The sequence below is a fragment of the Planctomycetia bacterium genome (assembly GCA_034440135.1).
GTDB lineage: Bacteria > Planctomycetota > Planctomycetia > Pirellulales > JALHLM01 > JALHLM01.
On sequence record JAWXBP010000470.1, the window covers coordinates 1 to 12,106 of the forward strand.

The 12,106-nt window shown below is 60.1% G+C and carries 3 protein-coding genes; 1 reads left to right on the top strand and 2 read right to left on the bottom strand.

The annotated features are described in order from the left end of the window. Positions 1 to 630 precede the first annotated feature (630 nt). Entirely contained in the window at positions 631 to 8,286 is a 7,656-nt protein-coding gene (locus SGJ19_26805; GenBank protein MDZ4783874.1) for a Calx-beta domain-containing protein, read from the top strand. A 421-nt stretch (positions 8,287 to 8,707) separates the two neighbouring features. Here SGJ19_26805 and SGJ19_26810 read toward each other — a convergent pair whose 3' ends face one another. Beyond that, positions 8,708 to 8,932, bottom strand: a complete 225-nt coding sequence (locus SGJ19_26810; GenBank protein MDZ4783875.1) for a hypothetical protein — start codon at positions 8,930 to 8,932, stop codon at positions 8,708 to 8,710. Between the two features lie 159 nt (positions 8,933 to 9,091). Beyond that, positions 9,092 to 12,106, bottom strand: a 3,015-nt coding sequence (locus SGJ19_26815; GenBank protein MDZ4783876.1) for an Ig-like domain-containing protein, incomplete at its 5' end; no start/stop codon positions are given.

A 12,106-nucleotide genomic window follows, 5' to 3' on the forward strand; every position in this document is an offset into this window, starting at 1 on the left:
GCGTGAGCGCCAGCGGACAGGCGGCGAGCTCCATCAGCCGATCGGCGTCATTCGCGAGCCAGGGGTTTGCCACGCCATCAATGTCGATCACCCTCCCCGTGCACAACCCTCTTCGAACTAATTCTCTGGTGCCCAAAACTCACAACCGCTGAATCTTTAATCGTTTAGCGATTTCGAGTCCGTTTCGGTTGACGAATCGGTCGCAACCGTTTACGGAAAAAAACGGGCATGGGTTAACACAGAAAGAGAATCTGAGAGCGCTTTAGAGAGCGCAACAGAGAGCGCGAGAGCGCTCTCTAAAATCGGATTCGGGCGGCTTCGCTTGGGTGCCAAGGTCTCTACTTCGCCCCTCGTTTGCGTGCCAAGCAACAATTTGCGAGCCGCTCGGATCGCTACCGTGCATTCTCTAAAGTGTTTCTAAGCATGTCCTTACGCAACATATTGGCCTTTGCTGGCAGGGCTCTAAGGCGGTCGACTCGCTCCGCTCAGAATGTTCGCGCTCATTTTTCTGTCATCGTTCGCTTAATCCACTAGGAACGAATGGGCAGCGTAAGGCGCCAACTGCGATATCAATTCGGGCCTTTCGTCGGTTGTTCTATCCACGTCGCATTTTCCCTTCCGGGGGCCATCATGAATCGCAGGTCTTCGATCGCCAATCGTCGTCAACGTCGTTCCAGCAACGAAGTCGGGCGGCGATTCGAGTCGCTCGAGGTCCGACACCTGCTTAATGCGACCGAACTGATTCGCATTGGCGATGCCGACTCCCTTTCTGGTTACGCACTTCGCGCCGGATACACGCTAGACTTTGCGTCAGGATTGCCGACCGAATACACGGCCACGTGGCGCGCCCTCGATGTACAAGGAAACGTGCTGAAAAGCTCGATTCTGCGTGGATTAGTGCAAACGGGCGAGTGCGGGCGAGACTTCATCGGCGATCCCGGATACTGCATTGCGGACCCCTTTAACGTGCCGCTGACGCCGGAACAACTCATGGTTCCGCTGGGGACGGCGACATTGTCCGTCACGAACACCTTCGCCAGTGAACTTCAAGACGAGGGCACGCCGGGTCCGTACGTCTTTGAAGACGAAATTGTCGGGAGCGTGGAGATTCATCCTCAGACGTCGGGCGAGTTTGTCTTTCGGCAGGACGTGGGCCTCATTTACGAGGCGCATCATCGCCAGGGGACGTTCCATGTTACTGGCTCTGGAGTCGAATTAAGCGTTCCACTGCTGGTGGAGACGTCGGCCAATGCCCCGCTGAACGAGGAGCTGGAGTTTTACTGGGGCGATCGCGCCGCCGGTGATTTGCAGTTTGCCTACAGCGATATGGTCACACAAGCCGATCTGTTGCAATCCGACTTGCAGCTGTCGATCTTGTACCGCGACATGGCGCCACTTCCCGATGCCGGCGCCCGGCTTGAAATCACCAACGACGCCGGCCGCCAGTTCCGCGCTGAGTTGAGCGCCTCGACTTCGAACGCCGCTGGAGTCGTCGAATACTCCGTGCTGCCGTTGTCGCTACAGTCGAACTCCACGGCGAACGCGGTCGCCGTTGAGTACGAGATCGTAGCGAATGGCGACGAACCGCCGGAGTCGTTTGACCTTGCCATCGGCTGGCTCACGGACGACGGGGAACCGGCGACCGCATGGAGCATCCAGCTCGGCGCAACATCATTCGCAACCCCCGGCCTGAGCCTGGTCGCGGAAAACATTGGCGCGTTCCGTGCGCAGGGCCGCCATACGCTGCTCGTCGACTTTGATGCGCTGCCCGGCGGCGCCGCCATCGCCCAATTCCTTTTCAATCCCACTAAGGACTTGCTGTTCGTCCAATTTCACGGAACGAATGGCCCACGGGTCGCGCATGCTCCTGGCCCGGCCGCGAATCGCGCTCCGGTCCTGGTGCAACCGCTGGGGAACCTGGCTCTGGCGGAGGACTCCACCACTACGTTGGTCGACGTATCCACGTTGTTCGACGACGCGGACGGCGATGCGCTGCACTACTCGGTTCAGCAGGTGTCCGACGCCGGACTGCTCCAAGCCGCCTTCGCAGGCGACGTGCTGTCCATGGCTCCGCGATCCAATCGAAACGGCGCCGCCACCTTGACGATGCGCGCGGCGGACACGTGGGGCAACTATGTCGACGCGCAGTTGAACGTCAAGGTGACGCCCGTGAACGACCCGCCGTATCTCGTCGCGCCGCTTACTCCAGTGACGGTCGCGGAGGGCGATCCACCTTCCTTGCTCGACCTGGGCGAATTGTTTGAGAACGTCGATGCCGGCGACATGATCACGCTGAGCATTGCTGAAAACAGCAATCCTGGCCTCGTCACCGCCACTCTGCTAGGCGAGGAGTTGACGCTCGAATATGCACCGCAGCAGCGCGGAAACGCGGTGGTCACCGTCAGGGCCACCGATTCTCTCGGCGCGGTGGCGGAAACCGCGATCGACGTACAAGTTACCCCCGTGAACCATGCGCCGGTCGCGGCGTTGGCCGTTCCAGCGCGGGTTTACGTCGGTAATTTCGTAACTTTGGACGCGAGCGGTTCCACGGATCCCGATGGCGATATGCTGACTTTCGCCTGGGATCTGGACAATGACGGCCAATATGACGACGCCACCGGCGCGACGATTTCGTTGTCGTGGCAGGAATGGGTCGACGCCAGCGGAAGTGCAAATCCCGGCACGTTTCCGCTGGCAGTCAAAGTGAGTGACGCGCGAGGCAAGTTCGCTCAGGCCTCCCAGGAGTTGCAGGTGCGCGCACCGGCAATCGCGACGATCAGTGGACCGGTGATGGCGGACGAGCGCAGCGGCACTTCCAGGCTTACCGTGCAGCTTTCACAGGCCTTGGACGAAGACGTGTCCATCCCGCTGACGTTTTCCGGCACGGCGCAGGCGCAAGATTACAGCGGAGCGATCAGCGCCTTGACCATCCGCGCTGGGTCGCTCGCGGCCGAGATTGCGGTGCAACTCGTAAATGACTCGCTGGACGAGCCGTCGGAAGCAGTCGTAGTCACGTCAGGCGCAACGCCTGGCGTGCTATTGGGCTCGCCGTCGTCGCACACGTTGACCATTCTTGACGATGATCCGACGCCCCGCGTGGAGTTCGAAACAACTTCGACGACGACGGCGGCCGAAGAAACCACGGTCGTTCGCGTCGCCGCTCTGGCGGACGCGCTCTCCGCCAGCGACATTTCCATTCCGCTGAACTGGAGTGGCAATGCCACCAAAGGTCAAGACTACTCGGTGAGCGCAAACTCGATCATCATTCCCGCCGGTTCACGCATCGGATTCGCGTACATCACGATGGCGGACGACACGCAGGCTGAGCTGGTCGAAACTTTGACGCTGACCATGGGGACGCCGACGAATGCGCTGTTGAAACCCGCCATCCCATTCGGTCCCGCGCCGAAAATGTCGCATACCGTCACGATTCCGGCCAACGACTTGCCAACGGTCGTATTCTCCATGACGAGTCACGCGCGCGTGGAGTCACCCGTCCAGATCAGCATCACTGCAATGCTCGCGCCGGGCTCAACGCCGGTTGGGTACCCGATTCGAGTACCGGTTAGCTGGCTGCCAAGTTCGACGGCAACGCATCTTGAAGATTTCCTGCTGTTTTCCGGCGAAATTCTGATTCAATCTGGCACGAGACAGGGGAGTGTGACGCTGCAGTTGATGGACGACGTTGGAGTGGAAGAGACGGAAGTGATCGACCTGATTCTTGGGAGCCCGGTCTTCGGTCCCGGTATCAATAGTGGACCGGCCCAGCTCGGCGCTCCCAGACAGATGCGCGTGACGATTGACGACAATGATTCACCGACAGTCTTCTTTTCGCACTCGCCGGTCGAATTCAGTGAAGCGGATGGCACGGCCTACGTAGACATCGCGCTCAATATTGCGCTGGATGAGGCCGTAACAGTCGGCTACGACGTGCTTCCGGGGACTGCCGCTGACGGCGATGTCGTACTGACGTCGGGTGCGGTCACATTCAATCCTCATGAGACGCATCAGCGAATCCCGGTCCAGGTTCGTGACGACGACACCAACGAGGAAACTGAGTCGTTTGCACTTCAACTCACGTCATCAAGCGTTTGGGAAGTGTTCTACTCACAATACAAGAAGTCGGGAATCATCAAGGACGACGATGCGGCGGTCGGGATTGTCCCTGCAGCAACCTGGTCTGGCGTACAAACGATGTATCGCAGCGTCAATGAAGGCGTAGGCACGGCGAAAATTGAGGTCCAACTCTATGACATTGCGCACTTTCCAGTGACGGCAAGCACGCCGGTCGATGTGCCTTATTACATCAAAAGGGGTGGCGTCTGGACCTCAACGCCGTTGACACTCACGATCCCTGCTGGAAAGTCCATCGCCACGATCGATGTGCCTATTTATGACGACAATATTATCGAATCGACTGAGTACGTCTATGTGTGGCTCGAGGATCCATCCAGCGGAAAACTGCTTGTGGATCAACGAACCTTTAAGATCGCCGTAGAAGATGACGACACGCCGACGATCAGCTTCGAGTCAACGAGCACTGCGGTGGCCGAGAACAAAGGCGCCGTGGAGATCAAGGTGAATCTCACCAAGGCGGTGTCCACAGACGTCACGATTCCGTATTCCGTTTCCGGAAAGGCGGTTCGCGGCGAAGACTACATGCTCACTGGAAACTCGGTTACGATTCCCGCGGGAAGCAAGTCGGCAACGATTCCGCTGAAAATCGTGAATGACAAACTGCGAGAGTATGATGAATCGGTCGTAATCACGCTGAAGAAACCATCGCCCGGCGAGCTCGGGGACAACAAAAAATATACCCTCACAATTCTCGCCAGCGACGGCGATCCATCCGTCTGCAACGCCAGACCTTCGGCGGGCCAACTTTCGATCAAGATCCCGGAGGGCTGCGCTGACACCTCGAAGGCCCCTTCCGGCAAGAAGTCTTCGAAGACCGCGTCCAGTTCGAAGGTGCTGCCCGGTTCGCTGATTTTGGGCACGGGCAACGACGGCTACCTGGACGGTGCGCTGGTGTTCCTGGACGGCAACGGCAACGGCGCGCTGGATTACCTGGACCTCGACCTGGACGGCGAGCGCGACGCCGACGAGCCGGAGGAGGTCTCCACGCTGGCCATGGCGGACGGTTACTTCGCGCTGGAGGTTCCCGAATTCTACGATGCGGACGCGGACGGTTTTGTGGATGACCTTGAAGCGCAATGGATCGTCACTGGCGGCCGGGACGCTAGCACGGGGCAAGCATTCGAACTGTCGCTGCGCGCACCGGTGTCGGCCACTGCCGTGACGCCCCTCTCGACGTTGCTCGTGGCCATGCAGGAGTCGCTCGGCCTCAGCGGCGTCGAGGCGATGACCCGCATTCACGAGGCGTTCGGCCTGGCGGACGTCGATTTCCTGCAACTTGATCCGATCGCCGGAATCCTGGCGCGAGAGCGCGACGCGGCGGCCGTTTACACGCTCAATGTTCAACTGCAGAACGCCGTCCGCCAGGTGTCTGGGCTGGTATCCGCCGTCGAGGGCGCCCCCGCGGCGTCGGTGATCGCGGAACGCACGTTCGCCTATCTCGCGCAGGTGTTGGCCGAGCCAGGTTCGACGCTCGACCTGGCCTCGTTCCACGGAGCCAGGTCGCTGATCGAGAGCGCCTTGTATGAAAGCGGCGCCGAGCTTCCCGCCGATTTAGTCGAAGCGGCGGCGAACGTCATGGCGGCCACACAAGCGCAAATCGCTGGCGATCCCATCAATCTGGATCTGGAATACCTCCAGTCAGTGGCCCGCGCCCAGGCCGTCGCGCAGGGAGCAGCGGCCGACGCTTTCGCTTTGGCGGCGACCGGACAACTCGATACGGCGGAGCTGTTGTCTCGTTTCACCGGCAACGCTTTGTCGGAGCGAATCGCCAACGCGCCGATTGGCGACGTCGTGCCGCCTTCGATCCGCGTCGCAGACGTCTCTCGTCACGAACTGAATAACGGTCAGGCCGTTTTCGAGTTTGAAGTCACGCTCGAAGGAATCGCATCGGCGCCCGTCAGCGTCTCTTATTCCACGCTCGACGATACGGCCATCGCCGCGGCCGGCGACTACGTTGCCACATCCGGCACGCTGGAATGGCTGCCCGGTGACAGCACACCGCGGTTCGTGCAGATCCTCGTTAATGGCGATTTGACGGTCGAGGAGCACGAGCGGCTTCTGCTGCACCTGTTCGGCGCTCGCAATGCGGCCATCACGCGCGATCTTGGCGTGGGGACGATCATCGACGACGAATCACTGACGTTCGTTGCGCCAAGCGACGTCGCGGTGAATGACTTCCAATTCGACTCTGCAAGTCCTCCCGCGACGCTGTCGTTGAACGGAGATGTCTTGTATTCATTTGACGATGTATCAGCGCGGCCGTTCGAGATCCGTGGGGCCGACGGCATTCCAACGAATCTGGAGCTGCGCCTGTTCGGCGATGCCTCGAAGTACACCGGCAACATCCGTTTCGCCGGCAGCGCCAACACTTCGAACACCATCACGCTCACCGGACTTGCCGACCGCGTAACGGACGTCGCCATCGACGCGTCCTGGCGGCGGCTCACCATCGACGGCATGGTCCTGGATTACACGGCAGGTGTCGCGGTCAATAATGATCTCATTGGCGGCAACACCGCGCCCATCGTGGCCGCTGCACCGCAAAACCTCGGCGTGGATGAAGACGCGGCGCCACTGGCAATCGATGTATCCACCGCGTTCGTCGATCCCAACGCGGGAGACGTGCTGACGCTGTCGCTGGCGTCCAACACGAATCCCGGTTTAGTGGCGGCTTCGCTCAGCGGCACGGTACTGCAACTGTCTTTCGCACCCAATGCGTTCGGCACAGCGACGATCACCATTCGGGCCACGGACGCTGCCGGCGAACTGGTCGAAGCGTCGTTCGACGTCCATGTGGCGAGCGTCAACGACCCGCCGACGGCCGTCTCAGCGGCGAGCTATCTCGTTCGCGAGGGGGAATCGCTTGCACTCGATGCGTCGGCCTCCGGCGACATCGAAGGCGACGCACTGACGTTCTCGTGGGACTTCAATGGCGACGGCGTATTCGGCGATGCCGTTGGCGCGACCCCCATCATCACCTGGACGGCGTTGGTCGGGCTTGGATTGGATAACGGCCCTGCTGTTCACGAAGTACGGGTGATGGTCAGCGACGGTCATGCGCAAAGCGTATCGAGCGCCGCGGTACTCAACGTGGCAAACGCGGCTCCCTCGGCCGCGATTTCCGCGCCGTTTGTGGCGGTTCGCAGTCAGCCTCTCAAGTTCGTCTTCACGGCGTTCGATGCCTCGCCGACGGATGTGACCGCCGGGCTCACCTACACGATCGACTGGAACAATGACGGAGTGTTCGAGGAAACGTTCACGGACGGCGACGTCGTGGAAGTGACTCACGAATTCGCCGAAACAGGCGTCTATCCGGTGCACGTGCGTGTGAACGACCGAGACGGGGGAACGAGCGCCCCGCAGTGCCACGAGATCGAAGTGCTCTCGATGCAAGTACAGACGTCTGCCAGCGGCGGTAGGGTGCTGGCGGTCGGCGGCTCTACGGGCGGGGACACGATTCGGGTGCGCCCCAAGGCCAATGATCCCGAAATGATGGTTGTGACCATTAACGAGCACGAATCGGAAATCCGGGTGCGTCAGGCCTTCGATCCTCCGATCGACCGCATTGTGATCTTCGGCGGGGCGGGGGATGACATCATCCGTGTGAACGAAGACATCTTCGTCACGGCGGAACTCCATGGCGGACGGGGAAACGACAAGCTGCGAGGCGGTAGCGGCCAAGACCTGCTTCTGGGCGAGGACGGCGACGACACGCTAGTCGGCAACGACGGTCGTGATCTGCTAATCGGCGGGAACGGAGCCGATAAAATTGTTGGCAATGCCGAGGATGATTTGTTGATCAGCGGCACTACCGACTTCGACCGGAATTCCGCGGCACTCGATCGAATCATGGCCGAGTGGACCTCGACACGTGGATATGGCGACCGCGTGGCTAACTTGCGTGGAGATACGACAAGTTCGCACTTTGCAAATCGGCTGAACGCGAATTACTTCCTGGTGCATGATGGACCGGTGGCCACGGTCCATGATGACGGAGCCAAAGATGTTCTGACTGGTGATGAGGGGCTGGACTGGTTCTTGGCGAACCTCTACCTCGACGCGACAGACGATGCGGACAAAAAAGACAGAATCACCGATCTGTTCGCAAGTGAGTTTGCAGACGATCTCGATTTCATTTTGCAAGAATAGGACCAAGTCGCTGGATAGCTAGACGGGGACTACTACCATTCCGGGCGGCTGAGAGGACAGTGTTCCGTTGCCCAAAATAACTTGTTCAGCCACATCCGAGATGGATGAATCGCGCACCCGCAGAGCTTGCAGCTTGTTCCGCTGAAATACTCGCAAGCCTTGCAGATAGTATGGAGACGTGCCATTTCCTGTTCGTTTCGGACTGGTCGCCCCGCCACATTCCATCGCTCGCGGGCCTGGTGGAAGCTGCGGACTCGATCGGCAAACGATGGAATCCGAGGCGCAACATCCGAAGTCCACTGACATTGCCGTCGCACTTTCTCCGGCGGAAACCGCGTGGGCGCGATCACGAATCCGCATCGGGCACAGCGGTGAACTTGCGGATCGTCGGTCGCCTGAAACACACACCACATATTGCGCCTCAAGGAGCAGGGATCGCAGTCACAATGCACGTCGCGCCGCTGCCGTCGCAGCGTTCCGTGGTGGGGACGCCGTTGGTGATCCAGGTCAGCGACTGCGGCTGCGGTACGCCGAACTCATCCAAGAAGAGGCAGTCGGGCGCGCTGGGAGCGAAGTCCATTTCCCATTCGATCGCGGGCTGGCCGCCACCTTGCCCACAAGGCATCGCGTCGGTTTGGATGCTCATACTAAGGCATAACGCCCAGCAGGCGCCCGCAGGTAATCGCCATTCTCCAAACGGAGTTCGCGAGGACCTGGAGCAGGCGCGCCAGTTCGGCCACGATGAACATAGACCGGAAAGAGTAAGCCATGGCGCTCGTTGTGTGAGGACAAAGGATGCCGCGGCCTAGAAGAGATAGCCGCGCTTGGTCGCCGCGCGGCGCTTGTCGGTCACTGTGGATGCGAAGTCTGGGTTGGCGAACAGCGCGTCGAACGCGGCCATTTTCGTGGACTGCGCGTCACGCCCCGCGTACGACAACGTCAATGTCGGGCGATCGAATTTAGCAACGCGCGGCGCGAAGTGGCGTACTGAGGCTGTCGGCACGGCGCCGGTCGGCGTGATGAGTCGCAGCGCCGTGAGCGGTGAGGTCGAGTGATCGCGGGCGATCACCAGGTCCGTGGCGTTCACTAGCCGATCGCGATTGAAATCGAAGTGATCGTTGATGGCCGCCAAATTGAACGGACCGTGCGGGTTGTCGCGCGTGCCGATGACGTCGGTCGCGTTGACCACGGCATTGGCGAGATTGTCGCCCGATTCGCCGACGGCGCTGCCGAAGTAGAACACGTCGGCCGTTGGAAGGCCGGTGTTGATGGTGCTCTTGATCCGCACCATCAACCATTTGTTCTTGATAGCGCCGTCTGCCCAGCGCAACACGATCCGGTCCGCGCCGTCCACGCCGGCGCCTGCCTGCAGTTCAAAGGTCGGCGTCGGCGCGGGTAGCCAGATCGAGGTATCGTTCGAGTTGCCGACATAGAACGCGAAGTCTGACAGCGCCGGCGTTCCCAGCGCGTCGATGATCTCGACCGCGACCGCGTTGATGCCGCCGACGTAGCTGGAATAGTTGGCGAAGGTCACCGTCTGGCCTGGCAGCAAGGCCTGTTTGTCCGAAACCGGCGCGTCGCCAAAGGCGGAACCGGAATACAGGATCTCGCGGCGCGTGATCGTCGCTTCTTCGATAATCAGTTTGCCATTGTCGATCAGCAGCGGCTGGCCCGCGAAATCCGTGTTGAACGGTCCACCGACGAAGCCCGCCAGGACGTTGTTGAGCAACAAGTCCCACTCGCCGCCGTACAGTCCCGTTGTGTCCAACGTGATGGTGGCCAACACCCCTTCGGCCGCGACTGTACCGCCGGGCTCGGCGATCGAAATCAACGCACTCGCGACTTGTGGGATCGCCAAATCGACCTGAGCCGGATCCGGCTCGCCTGCGAAGATGGCGCCAGTCTTGATATTGATACCGGTGATCGCCGGGCCGTCGACGCCAGCGGGCAAATCGAACTGCGTCCGTTCGGGACCGCCATCGCCGACTTGCACGTACAGGTTCAATCCGGGCACCGCCTGGCCGCCGCTCACCAGAATCTGAATCGATTGGTTGGCCGTATTCGCGAACAACGTATGCGAGCCGACCGTGATCCGCGGGATGTCGTAGATAATTTCGACCGTCACGGGCTCGGAGTAGCTAGCACCATCGAAGGCGCGATATTGAAACGAATCGCGGTCAACGAACAAACGCCCCGGCGTGTACTGAAACGAGCCGTCGGCGGACAAGGCCACCGAGCCACGTTGAGGATTCGTGAACTTGACAGCCGTCAATGTCGGACTGTCGATGTCATGATCGTTTTGCAGCACGCCAGGCGCCGCGGCGATCCATGGCTGGCCGCGCTGGGAGAACTTAAACGCTTCCGGCGCGGCAATTGGCGGGTCGTCAACAGGCCTGACTTGAAGTGTTACCGTCGCCACATTCGACAATTCGCCGTCGTATGTGATGCGGTACTCAAAAGAATCGCCACCGCTGAATTCTTCGTCCGGAGTGTAAGAAAAAGCGCCGCTCGGTTGCCATTCGAGAGTGCCGTGCGTTGGCTCGCTGACAACCTCGAACTGGGCGCCAAGGACGTCGGCTGGCGCATAGGCGGCCGTGTCGTTTGCCAGCGGGCCGGGCACATGACTGAGCGAGGCGATCTCCGAAGTGCTCAGCAAGCGATTGTAGATCCGCAATTCATCGAGCGCGCCATTCAGTCCGTCCAATTGCGCATTGGGATTCTCGTTGTGGCCGAAGACCCAGGCTCCCAGCTTCTCCTCTCGGACGGTCACTCCTTGCCCGACCAAAAGGCCATTGCGGTAGACGCGTGCAAAACTGCCGACGCGGTCAAATGCCACCGCATAGTGTTCCCACACATCGATCAAAGGACGCGCGGGATCGTTAGCGAGATTGCTGCCTCCGTCAAAGTAGAAACCCACGCCTCGAGCGGATTCATTGTTTACCAGCAGCCAATGTGAGCCGGTTGGACCGGCGATTCGCGGAGTGACGCCCGTAAACGCATCCAAGCGCAGCCAAAAACTGATCGTGTACTGATCGAGCGCGATGCCCGCGTCAGTACGCGCATAGTGAGTCGCGTTATTGAAGTCCAGTGCGCCGCCAACTTTCCCCGGCACCCATTTATCCTGTCCGGCGGTCCATTGGAAGAGCGTTGCGTTATTGTCACCGACGCTATCAAACGCGGTATTCCCCGATGCTTCATCAAACTTCCACTCGTTGACCATGCCGAATCGAACGTCATTGTGCGCGTCAGTTGTCAGCGTCGAATCCTCGTTCAAAGTATAGGAGTCGTCCCGAGCGATTGGTTGGTCCACAGGCACTGCAATCTGAATCCTGACCGTCGCGATCGTTGAACTCAGTGCGTAGTCCTTGGCGCGATACGTGAACGTATCCATTCCGACGAAACCGATGTCCGGCGTGTATGTAAACGATCCGTCGGTCGCGAAAATCAGTTCGCCATGGCTCGGTTCATCAATCAATTCGGATGTGAGCAGATCTTCTTCGTCGTCGCCGTCGTTGCGCAGCACGCCTTCGGCGGCCAGCGCCTCGCGAGTAGTGTTGACGGCCGTATAGTAAATGTCATCCACAGCGTACGGCGCCGTATTGAACCGCTGCACGGTGATCGTGGCCGTGGCAATGTTCGATTGGGAATTGCCGTCGAAAGCACGATAGGTGAACGTGTCCGTGCCGACGAATTCGGCGTCGGGCGTGTAGGTGAAGGTGCCGTCGGTGGCCAGCGCCAACGTGCCGTGCTCGGCGTCGCTCACCAGTTCGGCCGTCATCCGGCGCCCTTCGGCGTCGACGTCGTTCTTCAATACGACGCC